General features: G+C 73.3%; 19 protein-coding genes. 10 read left to right on the forward strand and 9 right to left on the reverse strand.

Annotated features, from left to right (window positions below):
- Positions 1-6: 6 nt before the first annotated feature.
- Complete coding sequence (locus ACQP0T_RS09395; protein WP_433872262.1) at positions 7-2403, reverse strand: Tex family protein; 2397 nt, start codon at positions 2401-2403, stop codon at positions 7-9.
- A 197-nt stretch (positions 2404-2600) separates the two neighbouring features.
- On the opposite strand from ACQP0T_RS09395, the gene ACQP0T_RS09400 reads away from it, so the two are divergent.
- The 5 genes from ACQP0T_RS09400 (at position 2601) to ACQP0T_RS09420 (ending at position 7540) form a co-directional block, all read left to right on the forward strand.
- Positions 2601-3629: a tripartite tricarboxylate transporter substrate binding protein gene (locus ACQP0T_RS09400; RefSeq protein ID WP_433872263.1), complete on the forward strand. Its 1029-nt coding sequence runs from the start codon at positions 2601-2603 to the stop codon at positions 3627-3629.
- 5 nt (positions 3630-3634) lie between these two features.
- Complete coding sequence (locus ACQP0T_RS09405; RefSeq protein WP_433872264.1) at positions 3635-4102, forward strand: tripartite tricarboxylate transporter TctB family protein; 468 nt, start codon at positions 3635-3637, stop codon at positions 4100-4102.
- A gap of 19 nt (positions 4103-4121) precedes the next feature.
- Positions 4122-5615: a tripartite tricarboxylate transporter permease gene (locus ACQP0T_RS09410; RefSeq protein ID WP_433872265.1), complete on the forward strand. Its 1494-nt coding sequence runs from the start codon at positions 4122-4124 to the stop codon at positions 5613-5615.
- Positions 5616-5974: 359 nt separating this feature from the next.
- The gene (locus ACQP0T_RS09415) at positions 5975-7129 is read left to right on the forward strand and encodes a lysozyme (protein ID WP_433872266.1); all 1155 of its coding nucleotides are present in this window, start codon (positions 5975-5977) and stop codon (positions 7127-7129) included.
- A gap of 171 nt (positions 7130-7300) precedes the next feature.
- A complete protein-coding gene (locus ACQP0T_RS09420) occupies positions 7301-7540 on the forward strand; it encodes a hypothetical protein (RefSeq protein WP_433872267.1) in 240 nt (79 codons plus the stop codon).
- Between the two features lie 234 nt (positions 7541-7774).
- Here the strand turns inward: ACQP0T_RS09420 and ACQP0T_RS09425 are convergent, their stop codons facing one another.
- Positions 7775-8623: an alpha/beta fold hydrolase gene (locus ACQP0T_RS09425; RefSeq protein ID WP_433872268.1), complete on the reverse strand. Its 849-nt coding sequence runs from the start codon at positions 8621-8623 to the stop codon at positions 7775-7777.
- Between the two features lie 112 nt (positions 8624-8735).
- On the opposite strand from ACQP0T_RS09425, the gene ACQP0T_RS09430 reads away from it, so the two are divergent.
- Positions 8736-9770 (forward strand): FAD-dependent oxidoreductase, encoded by a 1035-nt coding sequence (locus ACQP0T_RS09430; RefSeq protein ID WP_433873649.1) that lies wholly within the window; start codon positions 8736-8738, stop codon positions 9768-9770.
- On the opposite strand, the gene kstR is transcribed toward ACQP0T_RS09430, so the two are convergent.
- Positions 9767-10402: a cholesterol catabolism transcriptional regulator KstR gene (gene kstR, locus ACQP0T_RS09435; protein WP_433872269.1), complete on the reverse strand. Its 636-nt coding sequence runs from the start codon at positions 10400-10402 to the stop codon at positions 9767-9769. The two genes, ACQP0T_RS09430 and kstR, sit on opposite strands and share 4 nt — an antisense overlap.
- A 142-nt stretch (positions 10403-10544) precedes the next feature.
- On the opposite strand from kstR, the gene ACQP0T_RS09440 reads away from it, so the two are divergent.
- Genes ACQP0T_RS09440 through ACQP0T_RS09450 form a run of 3 tightly spaced genes read left to right on the forward strand, consistent with a single transcriptional unit; the run spans position 10545 to position 13586 of the window.
- The gene (locus ACQP0T_RS09440; protein WP_433872271.1) at positions 10545-11774 is read left to right on the forward strand and encodes a glycosyltransferase family 4 protein; all 1230 of its coding nucleotides are present in this window, start codon (positions 10545-10547) and stop codon (positions 11772-11774) included.
- Positions 11768-12499, forward strand: coding sequence for a methyltransferase domain-containing protein (locus ACQP0T_RS09445; RefSeq protein ID WP_433872272.1), 732 nt, complete (start codon positions 11768-11770; stop codon positions 12497-12499). Before ACQP0T_RS09440 ends, ACQP0T_RS09445 begins: the two co-directional genes overlap by 7 nt.
- Positions 12486-13586 (forward strand): prenyltransferase, encoded by a 1101-nt coding sequence (locus ACQP0T_RS09450; protein ID WP_433872273.1) that lies wholly within the window; start codon positions 12486-12488, stop codon positions 13584-13586. Before ACQP0T_RS09445 ends, ACQP0T_RS09450 begins: the two co-directional genes overlap by 14 nt.
- 42 nt (positions 13587-13628) lie before the next feature.
- Here the strand turns inward: ACQP0T_RS09450 and ACQP0T_RS09455 are convergent, their stop codons facing one another.
- A complete protein-coding gene (locus ACQP0T_RS09455) occupies positions 13629-14291 on the reverse strand; it encodes a class I SAM-dependent methyltransferase (protein ID WP_433872274.1) in 663 nt (220 codons plus the stop codon).
- Positions 14292-14549: 258 nt separating this feature from the next.
- Between ACQP0T_RS09455 and ACQP0T_RS09460 the strand changes: the two genes are divergently transcribed.
- The gene (locus ACQP0T_RS09460) at positions 14550-15770 is read left to right on the forward strand and encodes a cytochrome P450 (RefSeq protein ID WP_433872275.1); all 1221 of its coding nucleotides are present in this window, start codon (positions 14550-14552) and stop codon (positions 15768-15770) included.
- 13 nt (positions 15771-15783) lie between these two features.
- Here ACQP0T_RS09460 and thiI read toward each other — a convergent pair whose 3' ends face one another.
- From thiI to ACQP0T_RS09485, 5 genes are all read right to left on the reverse strand, one after another.
- Positions 15784-16995, reverse strand: coding sequence for a tRNA uracil 4-sulfurtransferase ThiI (gene thiI / locus ACQP0T_RS09465; protein WP_433872276.1), 1212 nt, complete (start codon positions 16993-16995; stop codon positions 15784-15786).
- Between the two features lie 111 nt (positions 16996-17106).
- Positions 17107-18105, reverse strand: a complete 999-nt coding sequence (ligD, locus tag ACQP0T_RS09470; RefSeq protein ID WP_433872277.1) for a non-homologous end-joining DNA ligase — start codon at positions 18103-18105, stop codon at positions 17107-17109.
- On the reverse strand, positions 18102-19175 hold the full coding sequence (locus ACQP0T_RS09475; RefSeq protein WP_433872278.1) for an ATP-dependent DNA ligase: 1074 nt from the start codon (positions 19173-19175) through the stop codon (positions 18102-18104). The genes ligD and ACQP0T_RS09475 overlap by 4 nt, the downstream gene beginning before the upstream one ends.
- Positions 19176-19354: 179 nt before the next feature.
- Entirely contained in the window at positions 19355-20113 is a 759-nt protein-coding gene (locus ACQP0T_RS09480; RefSeq protein ID WP_433872280.1) for an AfsR/SARP family transcriptional regulator, read from the reverse strand.
- A 314-nt stretch (positions 20114-20427) separates the two neighbouring features.
- Complete coding sequence (locus tag ACQP0T_RS09485) at positions 20428-21105, reverse strand: MBL fold metallo-hydrolase (protein ID WP_433872282.1); 678 nt, start codon at positions 21103-21105, stop codon at positions 20428-20430.
- Positions 21106-21395 lie beyond the last annotated feature (290 nt).

Raw genomic sequence — 21395 nt, forward strand, 5'->3', positions numbered from 1 at the left:
GGCGGATCAGCCGCCGAACCCGGCGCGGCGCAGCGCGTCGGCGAGCGCGCCGGTGGGGGCCTGACCGCCACCGCGCTTCTGCTGTCCCCGGCCCTGGCCGCCCTTGCCTTGACCGCCCTTGCCTTGGCCGCCGTTGCCCTGGCCGCCTTGGCGCTGGCCCTTGCCCTTGCCCTGGCGCTGGCCGTCCCGGCCCCGGCCGCGATCGCCCTCGCCGCCACCGGCCGGAACCTCGTCGTCCAGCCGCAGCGTCAGCGAGATGCGCTTGCGCTGGGTGTCCACGTCGAGGACCTTGACCTTGACCACGTCACCGGACTTGACCACGTCGTGCGGGTCGTTGACGAAGTTCTTCGACATCGCCGAGACGTGCACCAGACCGTCCTGGTGCACCCCGACGTCGACGAACGCCCCGAAGGCCGCGACGTTGGTGACCACGCCCTCCAGCGTCATGCCGGGGGAGAGGTCGGCGATCTTCTCCACGCCCTCGGCGAAGGTCGCGGTCTGGAACGACGGACGCGGGTCGCGGCCGGGCTTGTCCAGCTCGCCCAGGATGTCGGTCACCGTCGGCAGCCCGAAGGTGTCGTCGACGAACTCCGCGGGGTCCAGGGACTTCAGCGCCCGACTGTTGCCGATCAGCGAGCCGATCCCGCTGTCGGTGCGCTCCAGGATGCGGTGCACCACCGGGTAGGCCTCCGGGTGCACCGCGGAGGAGTCCAGCGGGTCGTCCCCGTCGGGGATGCGCAGGAAGCCGGCGCACTGCTCGAAGGACTTGGGCCCGAGCCGGGAGACGTCCTTGAGCGCGGTGCGGTGGCGGAACGGGCCGTTGCTGTCGCGGTGCAGCACGATGTTGTCCGCCAGCCCCTCGCTGATCCCGGAGACGCGGGTCAGCAGCGGGGCCGACGCGGTGTTGACGTCGACCCCGACGGCGTTCACCGCGTCCTCGACCACCGCGTCCAGCGACCGGGACAGCTTCGCCTCGGACACGTCGTGCTGGTACTGGCCGACGCCGATCGACTTCGGGTCGATCTTGACCAGCTCGGCCAGCGGGTCCTGCAACCGGCGGGCGATGGACACCGCGCCGCGCAGCGACACGTCCAGGTCCGGCAGTTCGCGGGAGGCGTAGGCCGAGGCCGAGTACACCGAGGCCCCGGCTTCCGAGACCGAGATCTTGGTGAGCCCCAGGGCGGGGTTGCGCTTGATCAGTTCGGCCGCCAGCCGGTCGGTCTCGCGGGAGGCCGTGCCGTTGCCGATGGCGATGAGCTCGACGCCGTGCTGCTGGGCGAGCGCGGCCAGCGCGGTCAGCGCCTCGTCCCAGCGGGCCTGCGGCTTGTGCGGGTGGATCGTGTCGGTGGCCACCACCTTGCCGGTGCCGTCGACCACCGCGACCTTGACCCCGGTGCGGTAGCCGGGGTCGAGGCCCATCGTCGCGCGCGAGCCGGCGGGCGCGGCGAGCAGGATGTCGCGCAGGTTCGCGGCGAACACCCGGACGGCCTCGTCCTCGGCCTGCTGCCGCAGCCGCAGCCGCAGGTCCACGCTCAGCCGGGTCAGCACCCTGGTCCGCCAGGTCCAGCGGACCACGTCGGACAGCCAGCGGTCCGCCGCCCGGCCCTGGTCGGCGATCCCGTTGCGCTGGGCGATGCGCTGCTCGTACTCGGTCGGCCCCGGGGGCTGCTCGGTGCCGTCGTCGGGCTCCAGGGAGAGTTCGAGGACCTCCTCCTTCTCGCCGCGCAGCAGCGCCAGCACGCGGTGCGACGGCAGCTCCGGGTAGGCCTCGGCGAACTCGAAGTAGTCCGCGAACTTGGCGCCCTCGTCCTGCTTGCCCGCGCGCACCGCGGAGACCAGCCGGCCGCGCGACCACATCCGCTCGCGCAGCTCGCCGATCAGGTCGGCGTCCTCGGAGAACCGCTCGACCAGGATCGAACGCGCGCCCTCCAGCGCGGCGGCGGCGTCGGCCACCCCGGCGTCGGCGTCGACGAACTCCGCCGCGCTGGCCTGCGGGTCCTGGTCGGGATCGGCCAGCAGCCGGTCGGCCAGCGGTTGCAGCCCGGCCTCGATGGCGATCTGGGCCTTGGTGCGGCGCTTGGGCTTGTACGGGAGGTAGATGTCCTCCAAGCGGGCCTTGGAGTCCGCGGCGAGGATCTGCGCCTCCAGCGCCTCGTCGAGCTTGCCCTGGGAGCGGATCGACTCCAGCACCGTCGTGCGCCGCTCGTCGAGCTCGCGCAGGTAGCGCAGCCGCTCCTCGAGCGTGCGGAGCTGCGCGTCGTCGAGCGCTCCGGTCACCTCCTTGCGGTAGCGGGCGATGAACGGCACGGTCGCTCCGCCGTCGAGCAGTTCGACCGCGGCCTGCACCTGCCGCTCGCGGACGTCCAGCTCCTCGGCGATCTTCTGGTGAACGGATGTCGTCACGATGCTGATCGGCCTTCTCCCTGATCTTCGCCAGTCCGGGCTGCATTCTGCCGGAGCGCTCCGCGCCCGGTCCGGCCGGACGTGCGTCGGCGTGTCCGACCCGTGGGGCCCACGAGTTGTCCTGTGACCCTTGTCTCGCACTGCATATCGATGTATACAGCTGTGGCCAATGACGGTGCGGGTGAACGGGGAACCGGATGCAGCGACGAGGCCCGACGGCGGGGACGTTCGCCGCGCGCTGGCGCGGCGCGGTCCCGTGGCTGGTGGCGGTGCTGGCCACGGCGGCCGTGGTGGCCACCGCCCCGGCGGCGGACACCGGCGGCTCGACCGCGCGGCAGGTCCTCGGCGGTGAGCAGCTCCGGATCATGGCCCCGGCCTCGCCCGGTGGCGGCTGGGACCAGACCTCCCGCGAGATGCAGAGCGCGCTGCGCGACCTGATCGGCCGCTCCGAGGTCTACAACGTCAGCGGCGCGGGCGGCACCATCGGCCTCAGCCAGTTCCTGCGCCACCGCGGGGATCCGAGCCAGCTCATGGCCACCGGCCTGATCATGATCGGCGCGGTGGGCACCAACGGCACCCCGCACGACGTGTCCGAGACGACCCCGCTGCTGCGGCTGACCACCGACTTCCAGGTCGTCGTGGTGCCCGCGGACTCGCCGATCCGGGACCTCGACGGCCTGGTCGCCGCGATGCGCGCCGACCTGCCCGGGGTCTCCATCGCGGGCGGTTCGGCGGGCGGCGCCGAGCACATCCTCGCCGGGCTGATGGCCCAGGCGATCGGCGGTGACCCGGCGCGGATCAGCTACGTGGCCCACTCCGGGGGCGGCGAGATGCTGAGCACCGTGCTCTCCGGCCGCGCCACCGCGGGCATCTCCGGGTTCTCCGAGATCCTGCCGCAGATCGAGGCGGGCAGCGTGCGCGCGCTCGCGGTCTCCAGCGCGCAGCGGCTGCCGGGCCTGCCGGACGTGCCGACGCTGCGCGAGGGCGGCGTCGACGTGGAGCTGGAGAACTGGCGCGGGGTGGTGGCCCCGCCGGGCATCACCGCGCAGGAGGAGCGGGCCCTGGAGGAACTGCTGGTGGAGATGACCCGCACGCCCCGCTGGCAGGAGGCCCTGCGCCGCCGGGGCTGGGGTGACGCGACGTTGGCCGGCCCGGAGTTCGAGGAGTTCGTCCGCGCCGAGCAGGAGCGGGTGAACCGCATCCTCGACGAGATCGGATTGGGGTGAGCGGGGTGGCGGAGCCGGATCGGCGCACCGCGACGGCCTGCTTCGGCGGCCTGCTGCTGGTGGGCGCGGTGCTGCTGGTGGTGGACGGGATGCGGTTGCGGGGTGCGGCTCCCGGCGCGGTGCTGGGGCCCGAGGCCGTCCCGCTGGCCGTCGGCGTGCTGCTGGGCGTGGTCGGGGCGGCGCTGCTGGTGCGGGCGCTGCGAACCCCGCCCGGTGCGGTGGCGGAGACCTCCGGGCGGTCGTGGCTGCGGGTGTCGGCCCTGGTGGCCGTGCTGGTGGCCTTCGCCTTCCTGCTCGGCGTGCTCGGCTTCGTGGTCAGCGCGACCGGACTGTTCGTCGCGGCGGCGCTGCTGCTCGGCGCGCCGCACCCGCTGCGGGTGGTCGGCTACGGCTGGGCGCTGGCCGCTCTCGTGTTCCTGGTCTTCGACCGGCTGATCGGGCTGTCCCTGCCCGCCGGCCCCTGGGGTTTCTGAGTCATGGGGGGTTGCTGACGTGAACGGGTGGGAACTGCTCCTCGACGGGTTCGCCGCCGCGCTGACGCCCGGGCACCTGCTCTGGGCGCTGGTCGGCGTCACCATCGGCACGGCCGTGGGCGTGCTGCCCGGCATCGGCCCGGCGCTGACCGTCGCGCTGCTGCTGCCGGTCACCTTCCGGCTCGACGCCTCCAGCGCGCTGATCCTGTTCGCCGGGATCTACTACGGCGGCATGTACGGCGGCTCGACCACCTCCATCCTGCTGAACACGCCGGGGGAGAGCGCCTCGATGGTCTCCGCGCTGGAGGGGCACCGGATGGCCCGCTCCGGGCGGGCGGCGGCGGCCCTGGCCACCGCCGCGCTGGGCAGCTTCGTGGCGGGCACGGTCGGCACGATCGGGCTGACCTTCCTCGCCCCGGTGGTGGCCGACTTCGCCACCGGCTTCGGTCCGCCCGAGTACGTCGCGCTGATGGCCGTGGCGTTCGTGACGGTGAGCGCACTGCTCGGCCCGGACCTGCTCAAGGGCATCGCGAGCCTGGTCACCGGCCTGGCGGTGGGGTTGGTCGGCATCGACTCGCAGACCGGGGCGCCGCGCCTGGTGTTCGGGGCCGATCCGCTGCTGGACGGCATCGACGTGGTGATCGTGGTCATCGCGCTGTTCGCGCTCGCCGAGGCGTTCGGGCACGTGCTCGCGGGCACCGGCGGCAGCACCGTGGAGCCGATGCGCGACCGGGTGGTGCTCTCCCGCGCGGACCTGCGCCGCTCCTGGCCCGCCTGGCTGCGCGGCACGGCGCTGGGCTTCCCCATCGGCAGCCTGCCCGCCGGGGGTGCCGAGGTCCCGACGTTCCTGAGCTACAGCGTCGAGAAGAAGCTGACCCGGCATCCCGAGGAGTTCGGGCACGGGGCCATCGAGGGCGTCGCCGGGCCGGAGGCGGCCAACAACGCGGCCTCGGCCGGGGTGCTGGTCCCGCTGCTGACCATCGGCCTGCCCACCTCGGCGACGGCGGCGGTCATGCTCACCGCGTTCCAGTCCTACGGGCTGCAGCCGGGGCCGCAGCTGTTCGAGGAGTCCGGACCGCTGGTGTGGACGCTCATCGCCAGCCTGTACGTGGGCAACGTGATGCTGCTGGTGCTGAACCTGCCGCTGGTGCGGTTGTGGGCGCGGCTGCTGACGATCCCGGCCTACGGCATCTACGCCGGGGTGCTGGTGTTCGCGGCGCTGGGCACCTGGGCCGCCGGGGGCACCACCGCCGACCTGCTGGTGCTGTGCGGGCTGGGACTGGTCGGGCTGCTGATGCGGCAGGCGGGCGTCCCGGTGGCCCCGGCTGTGGTGGGTCTGATCCTCGGGCCGATCGCCGAGCAGCAGCTCCGCCGGGCCCTGACGTTGTCCGAGGGAGATCCGGCGATCCTGATCTCCAGCCCCCTGACCGGGGTGCTCTGGGCGGTCGCGGCGCTGGCCCTGGCCGCGGCGCTGCTCGCCCCGGTGCTGCGGCGGCGCACGCGGCGGGAGTGACCGGCGGGGCCGGTGGGGCGCCACCGGCTGTCGCGCAGGGTGACGGCGACACGGACGGGTGGTCAGCCGGTCACGCGCTGTGCAGATGACCTCCACTGGCGTCGTTTCCGCCGGTGGAGGGGGGTGCGCCGGGCGCGGCGCGGAGGTTAGACTTTCGTTGCCCTCATCAAGGAACGGCCCGAATCCGGGCCGATTGCTACTCGTCGTGACGAGATGACTCTCCGACGTAGCCCGATGGGGCCAATCTCCGTCCAATCTAGGTATCCGGGTAGGTAGGAACCGCGATGCCGGTCAACGCTCCGTGCCGGAGTGTGGGTCCCGTGAGACCTGAGGACCCCGATCAGAAGAGATCCCCCGAAATGAACTCCGATCGACAGGACGAGATGCAGAACCGCAGGTGGGACACCGCCGACAACGCGATTCGCTCCGCGGTGGATCGTGTTCGTCCGGCGGCGGACCGGATCGGCGCGTGGCTGGCCCCGTTCATCCAGCGCGTGCTCCAGTTCCTGGCCCCGTTGATCAATCGCATCAAGGAAACCCCGGCCGCTCGGTGCCTCCGGGAGAGGGTCGCGCCGCGCGTGCAGGAGGCCCGGGAGAGGCTCCCCGAAGGCAACCGGACCCGCTCGATGCAGATCGGTGCCGCGGTCGCGGCGGTCGGCGTCGTCGGCCTCGTGATCGGCTCGGCGACCTCCGGTCCGTCGCAGTACCAGGTGGACCAGGCCGCGCAGAGCGGTCGCATCCCGGCAGCCTCCCCGGTGACCCCCGAGCAGGTGGAGGCCGCCCGCGAGCAGGGCGTCGACGCCAAGCCGGAGCAGTTGGCCGCGGCTGCGGAGAAGAAGCAGCAGCAGAAGCAGCAGCCCGAGCCGCTGGCCCCGGTCGGCCCGCCCGTCGAGGGCATCGACGTGTCCAACCACAACGGCACGAACATCGACTGGAACAAGGTCGCCGCGGACGGCAAGAAGTTCACCTTCGTGCTCGCCACCGACGGCACCAGCTTCACCAACCCGCAGTACGACGCCCAGTACCACGGCGCGAAGGACGCCGGTCTGATCGCCGGTGCCTACCACTTCGCCCGTCCCGGTTCCTCCTCGGCGGAGGAGCAGGCCAACCGCTTCCTGGACACCATCGACTACCGCAACGACGGCAAGACCCTGCCGCCGGTGCTGGACCTCGAGGTGGACCCGAAGTCGGGCGGCTGCTACGGCAAGTCCGTGTCCGAGATGCAGCAGTGGACCCAGACCTTCAACGACGTGGTGAAGGACCGGACCGGCAAGGACCCGATCATCTACGCCAACCCGTCCTTCTGGAAGCAGTGCATGGGCAGCTCCGACTTCTCGGACCACGCCCTGTGGCTGGCCTCCTACGGCGTTGACGAGCCGACCGTCCCGACCGGCTTCGAGGACTGGGACTTCTGGCAGTACACCGACAAGGGCAAGGTTGCCGGGATCGACGGCAGCACTGACCTCAACCAGTACCAGCACGGCATCGAGCGCCTGAAGCAGCTCGCGAGCTGACCGGTACGAACCCCCGGAGCGGGCCGCCTGCACGACGCGGGCGGCCCGCTTCGTCGTGCGCGGGTGCGATGGCGCTCACCGGCAGGTCGGGACCAAAGCCCTGGTAGCGGTGCGACGCCACCGGTGCACCCTGAATCCAGTTCCTGTTCCCGAGACCCCGAGGAGGCCACCGTGGACGACGAGACCTTGCTGCCGGTCCTGACCGCGCTCGAATCCGCGGAAGCGCTGCGCCGGGACCTCGACGTAGCCGAGGCCGAGGACGACCGCGGCCGGATCAGGCAGGAAGTGGAGCAGTTGCGGCACTGGCTGCGGGTCAGCAGCCAGGGCCGCGAGGAGTACGCAGCGTTGCTGGACGGGCTGGGTGCTTACGCGGATGAGGTGGACAGGAATCTGCAACGCAGCGGCGCCTGAGGGGCGATGGTTTTTGGACTCGCTTTGCGTAGCGGTGCGGGTGGCGGAACCTCAGCGGCCTTCTCGCTCCGGGCGCCCCTTCTCTTGTATTCCGATACACAGCGGCGGGGCGTCCTCGCGTGCGGAAGCGGCTTCGCCACTTGCCTGACGGTGGTTTCTGGTGGCGCGTGCGTGGGGTGGAAGCGGCTTTCGCCGCTTGGCTGATGGTGGTTCCGTTCGGCGCGTGCGTGGTGCTCATCGTTGTGCGGTGGTGGTGTTGAGCCAGGGGATGAGGATGGGCAGCACGGCTTCGGCCTGCATGGCGGCCATGTGGTCCGCGTCGGGGACGGTGGTGACCGTCCAGCCCCGGGCCTCCAGCTCCTCCCGGTGCCGGAGGAGGGCGTCGGCGATCACGACCCGGGCGTCGTCCCACCTCGGTCCGTAGCTGATGGTGTCGCGTTCCCCGGCGAAGACCAGCCGCGCCGCGGTGAGCCGGTCCAGGGCCGCGCGCTCGTCGAAGTCGCGTAGGGACTCGTAGAGCGTCACGTACTGCCGGGTCTGCTCCGGGTCGAGGGCGACCTCGACCGACTCCCAGTCGCCGGGCCTGGCCTGCGCCCCAGGCGGTCGCGCGTCGTCGCCCAGCGCGATGCGGTGGGTGGCGCGGGTGACCGCGAGCATCGCCGGGTAGGGCCCGGCGAGCGGCGGGAAGCCGCCCATCGCGAGCGCGGTCAAGCGGTCGGTGCGCAGCGCGAGCTGCAGGCCCGCGAGGGCGAGCCAGGAGTAGCCGTAGTAGGCGAACCGGTCGGCTCCGGCGGCGTCGGCGATGGCCAGCAGGTCGGCGGCGACGGTGGTCGCGGTGAGGGTGTCCGGTTTCGGGTGGGCGGCCAGGTGGCCCTCGTAGTCGGCGGCCACGACGCGGAAACCGGCGTCGGCGAGCCCGGTGACGAGGGTGCGGCCGAGGTTCGGATCGGCGCCCCAGGCGCGCATCTGCTCGGCGGCCGGGCCGGTCACGACCTCGGTCCTGGCGGGGACGAGGACGGTGGGGCCCGCGCCGGTGGTGGTCACCTCGACGGTCGCGCCGTCGTGCAGTCGAGCTGGTGGCATGCCGACACCTTACGCCGTAAGTAGATGCGTCCGGGGTCCGGTCCGCGGAAATTCGGTCGCGCCGGCCGGGGGCGGCTTGCTTCGATGGTCGCGGGGGGAGGGGCCGTTGCGGGTGCTGATCAACGGGGCGGGCATCGCCGGCCTCGCGCTGGCCTGGTGGCTGGAGCGGGACGGCCACGACGTCGTGCTCCTCGAACGCGCCGAGCCCGGGCGCGCGGCCGGGTACCTGGTCGACTGCCAGGGCGACGGCTACGACGCGGTGGACCGGATGGGCCTGCTCCCGCGGCTGCGCCGCCACGCCTTCACCCTGTCCGCGCTGGTGTACCACGATCCCGGTGGTGCGGTGCGGGAGGTCTTGCCCAGCGACGAGGTCGCGGCGGAACGGCTCATCTCGCTGATGCGCGGTGACCTCGAAGGCGCGCTGCGCGACGACCTGCGCGGCGGCGACCTCCGATTCGGCGTCGGGGTGGACCGGCTCGACGACGAGGGCGACCGCCTCGCCGCGGTGCTGACCGACGGCGGCGTCGAACGCGCGGACCTGCTCGTCGGCGCCGACGGCTTCCGCTCGCGGGTGCGCGGGCTCCTCTTCGGGCCCGCGCGGCACTGCGTGCGCGAACTCGGCTTCCACGCCGCCGCGTATTCGTTCACCGATGCCGGCATCGCCCGGCGCATGGACGGGGCGATGCACCTGGTGGACGCGCCCGGGCTGCAGGCGGGCGGTTACCCGGTGACCGGGGACGACGTGAGCACGCTGTTCATCCACCGGGTCCCGCCCGCGACGCCGCGCCCGGAGGACCCGCGGCGCGAGCTGCGCACGCGCTACGGCCACCTCGGCTGGCTGGTGCCGGAGCTGCTCGACCGCTGCCCGCCGCCCGCGGCGGTGCACTACGACGCGGTGGCCCAGATCGAGCTCCCCGCCTGGCACCGGGGGCGTGCGGTGCTCGTCGGCGACGCCTGCCAGGCGATGTCGCTGCTGTCCGGGCAGGGCGCCGGGATGGCGCTGGCCGGAGCCGCCGCGCTCGCGGACGAACTGCGCCGGGACGTGCCGGTCGGCACCGCGCTGGCCCGCTACGAGCGCCGACTGCGGCCCCGGGTGCGGGAGTTGCAGGCCGAGGCCCGGGCCACGGCCGAGGAGTTCGTGCCCTAACCCGGAGTTCCCGGCTCCGGGGGCGAGCGGACCAGCAGCAGGCGGGCGGTCAGCTCCAGCCGGTTCGCCACGTCCGAGGCCGAGGCGCGCCGGGTCACCCAGCCGACCAGGTTCGACAGCCACACGTCGCCGATGACCCGGGCGATCGACCGCTGCTCCTCGGTCGGTTCCGCCTCGGTCATGGCGCGGGTGAACAGCCGCTCGACCAGCCCGGCCACCGCGTCCACCTCCGGCGAGGCGGAGGTGTCGGCGAACATGAACGCGCGGGTCATCGCCTCGGTGAGCTGCGGGCTGCGCTGCAGCGCCCGGGTGGTGCGCTCGAGCACGTGCAGCACCCGTTCGTAGGCGTCCTCGCCGGGGATCCTGGTGCGGCCGAGCTTGTCGGCGGTCCGTTCCAGCTCCCGGGCCAGCCCGCTGACCAGCAGGTGCACCTTCGACGGGAAGTAGCGGTACAGCGTCCCCAGCGCCACGTCCGCGTTCTCGGCCACCGCGCGCATCTGCACCGCGTCGTAGCCGCCCTTGGCGGCCAACGCCAGGGTGGCGTCGAGGATCCGCTCGCGGCGCCTGCTCTGCGCGGTCGACCCGTCGTCGGCGTGCAGCGTCCGCAGGGCGCCGCGCGTGGAGGCGTCCATGCGGCACCCCCTTCCTCTTCGCTCCTCGGTACTCGGCGCGTCCCGACTTCACCCCTACGGGTTAAGGTAATCGCCTAAGCCCGATCGAAACACGTTCCAGTCTGTCACGAGTACGCCGTGCTCCGGCGCTGCGAGGTGAACCGTGCGAATCGCGCTCCTGTCGTACCGGAGCAAGCCGCACTGCGGTGGGCAGGGCGTCTACGTCCGCCACCTCAGCCGCGGGCTGGCAGCGCTCGGGCACCACGTCGAGGTGCTCTCCGGGCAGCCCTACCCGGAGCTCGACGACGGCGTGGACCTGACGCCGCTGCCCAGCCTCGACCTCTACAACGACGCGGACCCGTTCCGCACCCCGAACTGGCGCGAGCTGCGCGACGGCACCGACCTGCTGGAGGTCGCGACCATGTGGTCGGCGGGCTTCCCGGAGCCGCTGACGTTCAGCCTCCGCGCGGCGAAGCTGCTGCGGGCCCGCAGGCACGAGTTCGACGTGGTGCACGACAACCAGTGCCTGGGCTACGGGCTGCTCTCCTTGCAGCGGCGGGGGATTCCGCTGGTCGCCACGGTGCACCACCCGATCACCCACGACCGCCGGGTGGAGCTGGCCGCGGCCTCGGGCATCCGGAAGCTGGGCGTGCACCGGTGGTACGGCTTCGTCGGGATGCAGGCCCGGGTGGCCCGGCGGATCCCCCGCCTGCTCACCGTCTCCGAGTCCTCGGCCGCCGACATCCGGCGCGACTTCGGGGTGGCCGCCGAGCAGTTGCGGGTGGTGCCGCTGGGCGTGGACGCCGAAACCTTCCGCCCGCCGGAGGCGCCCCGCGTGCCCGGCCGGATCGTCGCGATGGCCAGCGCGGACAGCCCGATGAAGGGCATCGGGACGTTGCTGGAGGCCGTTGCGAAGCTGCGCACCGAGCGCACCGTGGAACTGGTCCTGGTGGCCAGGCCGACGCCCGGCGGCCCCACCGAGCAGCTCGTCGACGAGCTGGCCATCGGGGACGTGGTGCGCACCGTCAGTGACCTCACCGATCCCGAGCTCGCCGAGCTGCTCGGCTCCGCGGAGGTGGCTTGCGTCCCGTCGCTGTACGAGGGCTTCTCGCTGCCCACGGTGGAGATGATGGCGTGCGGGACCCCGCTGGTGGCCAGCCGTGCCGGGGCGATCCCCGAGGTCGCCGGGCCGTGCGCCGATCTGGTGCCGCCCGGTGACGCCGAAGCCCTCGCCCGCGCGCTGGCCGACCTGCTGGACGCGCCGGAGCGGCGCGCCCGCCTCGGCGCCGCGGGCCGGGAACGGGTGCTGGCCCGCTTCAGCTGGGAACAGGTGGCGGCGACCACGGTCGACTGCTACGCGGAAGCGATCGAGAGGAGCACTGCGCGGTGCTGACGGTGGACTTCGACAAGCTCGGCCTGCTGCCGGGGCAGCGGGTGCTGGACCTGGGCTGCGGCGCGGGTCGGCACGCCTTCGAGCTGTACCGGCGCGGTGCGGACGTGGTCGCCTTCGACCAGGACGCCGCGGAGCTGGAGAACGTGGCGACGATGTTCGCCGCGATGGAGGCCGAGGGCGAGGTCCCGGCCGGGGCGTCGGCCACCACCCTCGCCGGTGACGCGCTGGCGCTGCCGTTCCCCGACGAGCACTTCGACTGCGTGATCGCCTCGGAGATCATGGAGCACATCCCCGAGGACGAGAAGGCGATGCGCGAGCTGGTGCGGGTGGTCAAGCCCGGCGGCCGGGTCGTGGTCACCGTGCCGCGCTGGTTCCCGGAGCGGGTGTGCTGGGCGCTGTCCGACGAGTACCACCAGGTCGAGGGCGGGCACGTGCGGATCTACCGCGCCGAGGAGCTCATCGGCAAGCTCACCGATGCCGGGCTGCGGCCGGCCTTCCAGCACCACGCGCACGCGTTGCACGCGCCGTACTGGTGGCTCAAGTGCGCGGTCGGCACCGACGACGACCAGCACCCGCTGGTGCGCCTCTACCACCGGTTCCTGGTCTGGGACCTGATGAGCGCGCCGCGGCTGACCCGCACCGCCGAGCGGCTGCTGGACCCGGTGCTGGGCAAGAGCCTCGTGGTGTACCTCGGCAAACCGGGAGCCGCCCGTGCCCGGGCATGAGGTGCCCGCCGTCCCCGGTGTGCTGACCGCCGAGGCGGTGCTGGCCACCGGCCGCGCGATCGCCGCGGTGCAGCAGGATTCCGGTGCGGTGCCGTGGTTCCCGGACGGGCACGTCGACCCGTGGGACCACGTCGAGTCGGCCATGGCGTTGTCGGCGACCGGTCTCCTGGCACAGGCCGAGCACGCCTACGAGTGGCTGCGGCGCACCCAGCGGCGGGACGGCTCGTGGCCGCTCCAGGTCCGCGACGGGGTGGTGGAAGACGCGGCCGCCGACACCAACTTCTGCGCCTACCCGGCGGTCGGGGTGTGGCACCACCTGGTGATCACCGGCGATGACGGGTTCGCCGAGCGGATGTGGCCGGTGGTGCGGGCCGCCGTCGAGTTCGTGCTCGGTGCCCAGCGGGAGCGCGGCGAGATCGACTGGGCCGTCGGTGCCGGTGGTGCGCCCGTCGGCGAGGCGCTGCTGTCCGGGTGCTCCAGCATCCACCACAGCCTGCGCTGCGCGCTCGCCCTCGCCGAGCACCTCGGCGAGGGCGAGCGCGGCTGGGAGGTGGCGCTGGGCCGCCTCGGGCACGTGCTGCGCCAGCACCCGGAGGCGTTCCTGGTCAAGGACCGGTACTCGATGGACTGGTACTACCCGGTGCTCGGTGGCGCGGTGCGCGGGGCGGCCGGGCGGCGGCGGCTGCAGGAGCGGTGGGACGACTTCGTGGTCGAGGGCCTCGGAGCGCGCTGCGTGGACGACCACCCGTGGGTCACCGGCGCCGAGACCTGCGAGCTGGTGCTGAGCCTGGACGCCGTCGACGAGCACGACCGCGCGCGGGAGCTGCTGGCCGCGATGCAGCACCTGCGGGACCCGGACGGCTCCTACGGCACCGGTTTCGTCTACGCCGACGGCAAGCGCTGGCCGGAGGAGCGGACCACCTGGACCGGGGCCGCGGTGGTGCTGGCCGCCGATGCGCTGTCCCGCACCACACCGGGCAACGGCGTGTTCCGGGGCGAGAAGCTCTCCGAGGGGCTGGCCGACGTGCACTGCTGCGCCCTGGAGGACGCCGAAGCCGGGCCGCCCGCACCGTCGTTGCCCGAGTGAGGGGCGCCTTCGTCCGGCATGGTCGGATGAAGGCGCTTCGCGTCAGGGCAGCGTTCCGGGTCGGCCGGAGGTGCGCTCCAGCACCCGCAGGGAGCCGACGGCGCGGGTCTCGCGGAAGGCGCCGGTCTCCAGCGCGCGGCGGTAGATCCGGTACGGCGCCCGGCCACCGTCGGCGGGGTCCGGGAACACGTCGTGGATGACCAGGGCGCCGCCCGGCGCGACCCACGGGGCCCAGCCCGCGAAGTCGGCGCTCGCGGCCTCGTCGGTGTGGCCGCCGTCGATGAACAGCAGCGCCAAGGGGGTCCGCCAGAACGCCGCCGTGGTGGCCGAGCGCCCGACGATCGCGGTGACCTCCTCCTCCAGCCCGGCCGCGGCGAGGGTGCGGCGGAACTCGCCGAGCGTGTCCAGCCTGCCCGTGCCCGGGTCGACCAGCTCCGGGTCGTGGTACTCCCAGCCGGGCTGGTGCTCCTCGGAACCGCGGTGGTGGTCCACGGTGACGATCCGGCCGCCGGTGCCCCGCGCGGCGGCGCCCAGGTAGAGCGCGGACTTTCCGCAGTAGGTGCCGATCTCGACCCCGACCCCGGTGCCCAGGTGGGCCACCGCAGCTTCGTGCAGCGCGATGCCCTCGTCGGCGGGCATGAAGCCGGTCGCGCGCTCGGCGAGCGCGAGCAGTTCGGCCGGGAGGGTGGCCGGTCGCTGCGTCACGTGGTCCTCCTCGGGGTGCTGATCCACTCCGCACCCTACCCGCTGAACGGATCAGTTCCGGTAGAACCCGTTGCATCCGCTGCCGACGGCCGCTCGGGCGCGGGTCCGGTGCGGCGGATGCGTTCCGTCCGGACCGACCGCACCGGCGTCCGGGCGACCTCCCGGGTGAACAGGGTTTACCGACCGGGCGGCCTGTGGTTCGCTGCACCGGAAACGCCCCGTTCCGGTCATTCCCCGCATCCCGCGCAGGAGGTAGCCGTGGTCGCCCTCCCGGAAGGCTTCGACTTCACCGACCCGGACCTGTACGCCGAGCGGCTGCCGATGGCGGAGTTCGCCGAGTTGCGCCGCACCGCACCGGTGTGGTGGAACCGGCAGCCGCGCAGGCGGTCCGGCTACGACGACGAGGGCTACTGGGTGGTCACCCGGCACGCCGACGTCAAGGAGGTCTCCCGGCGCAGCGACGTGTTCTCCAGCTGGGAGAACACCGCGATCATCCGGTACGGCGAGGACACGCCGCGCGAGCAGATCGAGGCGCAGCGCTTGATCATGATCAACATCGACCCGCCGCAGCACACCGGGATGCGCAAGATCGTGCAGCGCGGCTTCACCCCGAGGGCCATCGCGGGGCTGGAGGAGGCGCTGCGGGAGCGGGCGCGCACCATCGTCACCGAGGCCCGGGAGCGCGGCGGTGGAGATTTCGTCACCGACGTCGCCCGCGAGCTGCCGCTGCAGGCCATCGCGGAGCTGATGGGCGTGCCGCAGGAGCACCGCGGCGAGATCTTCGACTGGTCCAACCAGATGATCGGCTACGACGACCCCGAGTACGACCTCGATCCCGGGCACGCCGCCGTGGAGATGCTCGGCTACTTCGGCGCGATGGCCGAGCAGCGGCGCGGCTGCCCGATGGACGACATCGTCACCCGGCTCGTGCACGCCGACGTCGACGGCAGCGCGTTGAGCACCGACGAGTTCGGCTTCTTCGTGATCCTGCTGGCGGTCGCGGGCAACGAGACCACCCGCAACGCCATCACCCACGGGATGCTGGCCTTCCTCGACCACCCCGAGCAGTGGGAGCACTACCGGCGGCACCGCCCGGCCACCACCGCCGACGAGATCGTCCGCTGGGCCACCCCGGTGGTCTCCTTCCAGCGCACCGCGCTGGTCGACACCGAGCTCGCCGGGGTGCCCATCGGAGCCGGTGAGCGCGTCGGGATGTTCTACAGCTCGGCGAACTTCGACCCGGAGGTCTTCGACGAACCGGAGCGCTTCGACATCACCCGCGACCCCAACCCGCACGTCGGCTTCGGCGGCACCGGACCGCACTACTGCCTGGGCGCCAGCCTCGCCCGGCTGGAGATCGACCTGATCTTCAACGCCATCGCCGACCACATGCCCGGCATCAGCCAGGTGGGTCAGCCCCGGCGGCTGCGCTCCGGCTGGCTCAACGGGATCAAGGAACTCCAGGTCCGCTACGAGTAGTCCCGCCGCCTGCTCAGCCGGTGGGCGCCGCGCACCCGGTCCGGACCTGCTCGCCGAGGTCCAGGAGCTGCACGCCGGAGAGCACCTGCTCCACCATGTCGTCGAACCCGGCGCGCTCCTCGACCTTGCTGAGCTGGGCGTCGGTGGTCCGGGTCGCCACGCTCGGCGGCAGGATCAGGCTGCAGCAGTCCTCGTCGGGGAGCTCGGAGACCTCGTAGGTGCCGATCCGCCGCGCCTCGGCCATGATCTCGTCCTTGTCCCACGCCAGCAGCGGGCGCAGCAGCGGCAGCTCGGTGGCCTGCTCGGTGGTGGCCATGTTGCTCAGCGTCTGGCTGGCGACCTGCCCCAGGCTGTCCCCGGTCACCAGGGCCTGCGCTCCGAGCCGCCGCGCGAGGGCATCGCCCACCCGCACGATCAGCCTGCGCTGCGCGACGATCTGCAACTGCCCGGCGCCGGAGGTGGCCAGCGTGCGCTGCGCCTTGCCGATCGGGATCACGTGCAGTCGCGAGCCGCCCTGGAACCGGTTCAGGCTGCGCATCAGGGCGTAGGCCTTGTAGGTGGAGGAGGGGCCGGTGAACGGCGCCCCGGTGAAGTGCACGAAGTCGCAGCGCAGCCCGCGCCGCATCATCCGGTAGGCGGCCACCGGGGAGTCGTAGCCGCCGGAGAGCAGCACCAGCGCGCGCCCGCTGGCGCCCACCGGCAGGCCGCCCTGGCCGCGCAGCCGGTCCACCGACAGGAAGATCTCCCGCCAGTCGATCTCGGCGGTGATCTCGACCTCCGGCTGGTCCAGGTCCACCGTCCAGCCCAGCTCGTCGCGCACCCGCTGGCCGATGTGCGCGGCCAGCTCCAGCGCGGTCAGCCGGAAGTTCTTGTCCCGCCGCCGGGGCTTGACCCCGAACCGGCGGGGCCGGGTCGCGGCATCCGGGTAGCGCTCGCGCAGCAGCCGCACCGCGCTGCTCGCGGCGTCCTCCGGGTCCTTGGACACCCGCAGCGCGGGCTGCACCAGGTTGAACCCGATGACCTCGCTCGCCCGCCGGACCAGCTCGTCGAGCGAGACGGTGCCGATGAGCACCGACACGCCCGCCCGGCGCTCGACCGCGGCCCCCGGATCGACCTCGGCGACGGCCCGCTCCAGGTTGCCCAGCAGCATCCGCTCGAAGGTGCCCCGGTTGCGGCCCTTGATCGCGATCTCACCGTGCTTGAGCAGCACGCACGGCTGCGCCATGGACCTCCACCCCTCACTGCACGGCCGCCGACGTTCGCGCGGCGGCGCACTGCAGGATACGGTCCCGCCCTCCGGCGGGTGAGGCAGTGGGTGCGGCACTACTGGACGCGGTCAGTCCCGCCGGGCCCGGCTGGGCGAGACCCGGGGCGGTTCGCCGGGCTGCTTCGGGTAGACCGGCGGCCACGGGGCGTCCGCCAGCCCGCTGGCCAGGTCGCGCTCCGACCGCTCCAACAGCGGCTCCAGCGACTGCGGCCGCCCCGGCGCGCCCGCCCAGGGGTCGCCGCGCTCGGCCAGCCTGGCCGGGACGGTCGCGATGGTGAGCGACTCCGGGACGACCTCGGCCAGCTCGTCCCAGCCGATCGGGGTGGAGACCTGGGCGCCCGCCCGGGGCCGCGCGCACCAGGCCCCGAACACGGTCTTGTGCGGCGCGTTCTGGTTGAAGTCCACGAACACCCGGGCGCCGCGCTCCTCCTTCCACCACTGCGCGGTGATCAGCTCCGGGTGGCGGCGCTCCAGCTCCCGGGCCAGCGCCACCGCCGAGGCCCGCACCTGGTAGCTGTCCCACCGCGGCTGCAGCGGTACGTAGACGTGCAGGCCGCGGGACCCCGAGGTCTTCAGGTGCGCTTCGACGCCCAGCTCGTCGAGCAGTTCCCCGGTGCGCACCGCCGCCTCCTGGACCTGGGGGAACCGCACCCCGGGCGAGGGGTCCAGGTCGATGCGCAGCTCGTCGGCCACCTCCGGGGTGTCGGCGTGGTAGGGCCACACGTGGAAGCCGAGGCAGCCCTGGTTCACCGCCCACAGCAGGTGCGCCAGATCGGCGGCCACCAGCGCGTCGCTGGTCGTCCCGTTCGGGGTGCTGACCACGGTGGTGCGCAGCCACGGCGGCGCCGACTTGGGCACCCGCTTCTGGAAGAACGACTTCCCGCCCGCGCCCTCGGGGAACCGCTCCAGCAGCACCGGCCGACCGCGCAGCGTGGCCAGCAGCGGTTCGGCGACCGCCTGGTAGTACCGGACCAGGTCGAGCTTGGTCTCGCCGCGCTCGGTGAAGTACACCTTGTCCGGGTGCGAGATCATCACCTCGGTGCCGTCCGCCTCGACCGTCGTGCTCATCCTCGCTCCTGTCCGAACAGGGCGGTCAGTTCCGCCGGGGGCACTTCGTCGAGCTGGCCGTAGGTGCACGACCGGGGATCGCGGTCCGGGCGGAACCGGACCAGCCGCCCGCCGTGCCGGAACCGCCCAGCCTGGACGTGCTCGTACCGGACCTCGGCGACCTGCTCCGGGCGCAGCGGTTCCCACGAGAGGTCCTTGCCCGCGCTCCACCGGCTCTGCGCGCCGGGCATCCGGCCCGTTCCCGGCTCGGCGGCGGCCCAGTCCCGCCACGGGTGGTCGGTCAGCGCGTCCTCCCGCCACGGCGCCAGCTCCGCGACGAGCTCGCGGCGGCGCCGGGCGGTGAAGCTGGCGGCGACCCCGACGTGGTGCAGCACGCCCGCTTCGTCGTAGAGCCCGAGCAGCAGCGACCCGACGCCTTCGCCGTCCTTGTGCCAGCGGAACCCGGCGACCACGCAGTCCGCGGTGCGCTCGTGCTTGACCTTCCACATCACCCGCCGGTCCTGGGCGTAGGGCTGGTCGAGCGGCTTGGCCACCACGCCGTCGAACCCGGCCCCCTCGAACCGGGTGAACCAGTCCTGCGCGACGTCGGCGTCGCTGCTCAGCGGGGTGAGGTGGACCCGGGCCAGCGCCGTGTCCAGCACCCCTTCGAGCAGCCGCCGCCGTTCGCCGAACGGTTCCCCGGTGAGGTCGCGGTCGTCCAGCGCCAGCAGGTCGAAGGCCACGAAGCTCGCCGGGGTCTCGGCCGCCAGCTTGCGCACCCGGGAGGCGGCCGGGTGCAGCCGGAGCTGCAGCAGGTCGAAGTCCAGCCCGTGCTCGGTGACGACCACGATCTCGCCGTCCACCACGCACCGCTGCGGCAGCGCGTCCTGCAGCAGCTCGACGAGCTCGGGGAAGTACCTGGTCAACGGGCGGTCGGTGCGCGAGCCGAGTTCCACCTCGGCGCCGTCGCGGAACACGACGCAGCGGAACCCGTCCCACTTCGGCTCGTAGGCGATCCCGGGTGCGCGCGGCACCTCGGAGACCGACTTCGCCAGCATCGGGCGGACGGGCGGCATCACGGGAAGCTCCACGCCGAGCAGCGTAGGACGGTCCACCGACGAACACCCGTCATCCGGCGGACGATCCCGGGTGTCGCGGGATCGGGAAGGCCACCCGGCGGGAACTCCGGTCCCCCGGTCCAGCGACCACGCCGGAGCCGGGAGGCATCACCCGCCGGGCGACCACGCCTCCGACCGGTCGCGGCGGGGCGTCACGGGCGCGGTCGGCCGCTCAGCGCACCGCGCAGCGCGTCGTTGAGCGCGGCCGACGGTTCCACGCCGAGTTCGTCGAGCACCCGGCGCCGCATCCGCCGGAAGACGTCGGCGGCCTCGGTGCGCCGGCCGGCCCGCCCCAGCGCGGTGATGAGCTGGCAGTGCAACCGCTCCCGCAGCGGGTGCGCGGCGGCGAGGGAGGTGAGGTCGCCGATGATCCGGTCGTGGCGCTCCAGCCGCAGGTCGAGTTCGACCAGGTCCTCGAGCGCGAGCAGCCGGTGCTCCTCCATCCGCGCGGCGGCGAGCCGGAGCCGGGGGCTGTGCTCGCGCACGTCGGCCAGCGCGGGACCCCGCCACAGCGCCAGGGCCCGGCGGAGCAGGTTCGCCGCCTCCAGCGGCCGCTGCCCGGACGCCTCCCCGGCGGCCTGGCGGAACCCGTTGAAGGTGCTCAGGTCGAGCTCCCCCGCCGGTACTTCGAGGAGGTAGCCGAGGTCGGCGTGCACGATGTGCGGTGCTTCGCCCCCGCGCGCCCGCAGATCGCGGCGCAGCCGGGTGACGTGCGCCTGCAGGGCGTTGGCTCCGCTGGCCGGGCGCCCGAACGGCCAGAGCTGCTCCTCCAGCACCTCCACCGGCGTCGTCCGGCCCGCGTTGAGCAGCAGCATCGCCAGCAGGGCGCGCCGGCGCACGCCGGGCACCGGGGCGAAGCCGGATTCCGCGCCGCGGACCTGGACGGGTCCGAGCAACCGGAACCGGATCACGGCGCCTCCCCTCGGCGGCGGCGCGCTCGCCCGGCCGCGACGGTGGTGGGCGGACCGCGCCGCGTCGGCCGACCGGCGGCGGCACGCGTCCTTGGACGAGGGCAATGCTAGGAGCGCCGGTTGCCCCAACGGGAGCCGCCAAATGCGCGACATGGCGCGGAATTCGGGTGTACGTGAGCCGGATGGTGCGCGGAAATCGGCGGAATATTCCAGAGAACGTCATTCCACACCGGACGGAGGTGCTGCCGGACGCGCACGAGGGGCGCCTCCCGGCCCGGCCGGAGGCGCCCCTCGTGCTGCGCGGTGGCGGTGCGTCACCAGCCGCGTTCGCGCCATTCGGCGAGCTTGGGGCGCTCGGCCCCGAGGGTCGAGTCGTCGCCGTGCCCCGGGTAGAACCAGGTGTCGTCCGGGAGCTCGGCGAAGACGCGCTGCTCGACGTCGTCGACCAGGGCGGCGAAGTCCTCGGGGGAGCCGGTCTTGCCGACCCCGCCGGGGAACAGCGAGTCACCGGTGAACAGGTGCGGATGCCCCTCCGGGTCGCGGTAGAGCAGCGCGATCGAACCCGGGGTGTGCCCGCGCAGGTGGATCACCGACAGCTCCGAGTCGCCGACGGCGATCGTGTCGCCGTGCTCGACCAGGTTGTCCGGCGGCACCGGCAGGGCGTCGGCGTCGGCCGGGTGGGCCACCGTGTAGCAGCCGGTCTGCCCCGCCACGGACCCGAGCGCCTGCCAGTGGTCGCCGTGCTGGTGGGTCGTGACGATGGTGCGCAGCCGGGGCCGCTCGGCGTCGTGCCCGAGCAGGTCGGTGAGCCGCTCGGAGTCGTTGGCGGCGTCGATCAGCAGCCCGTCGCCGGTGGTCTTGCACACCAGCAGGTAGGCGTTGTTGTCCATCGGGCCGACCGAGAGCTTGGTGATGGTCAGCGCGTCCAGCTCGCGCCGGGCCGCCGCGCCGCCCGGCTCGACATGACCGGTGTACTCGTCCGTGATCTCCACGCGGCCGAGCCTAACGCCCCGGGTGCTCGGCGAGGCCGAGGCCGGCGGGGTGGACGCGGCGTGTTGGCCGGGGTGACCAGGGCGGTGGGCCGCACGCCACAGCCGCGGCGGCGCCGACCACGGGGCGGCGGTGGGTATCGTGGACGCGGGGTGGTCGCTCACCGTGAGTCACCCGTTCGAGCGGGTGAGCACCGTCGCGGTGCGTACCGCGCCGCACGCGCTCCGGAGCTGTCGGTGGGCCCGCCTAGCATGGTCCGTGGACTCGCGCTCGTGCCGACCCCCGGCCGCCG

The organism is Saccharopolyspora sp. CA-218241 (genome assembly GCF_050954615.1).
GTDB classification, from domain to species: domain Bacteria; phylum Actinomycetota; class Actinomycetes; order Mycobacteriales; family Pseudonocardiaceae; genus Saccharopolyspora; species Saccharopolyspora cebuensis.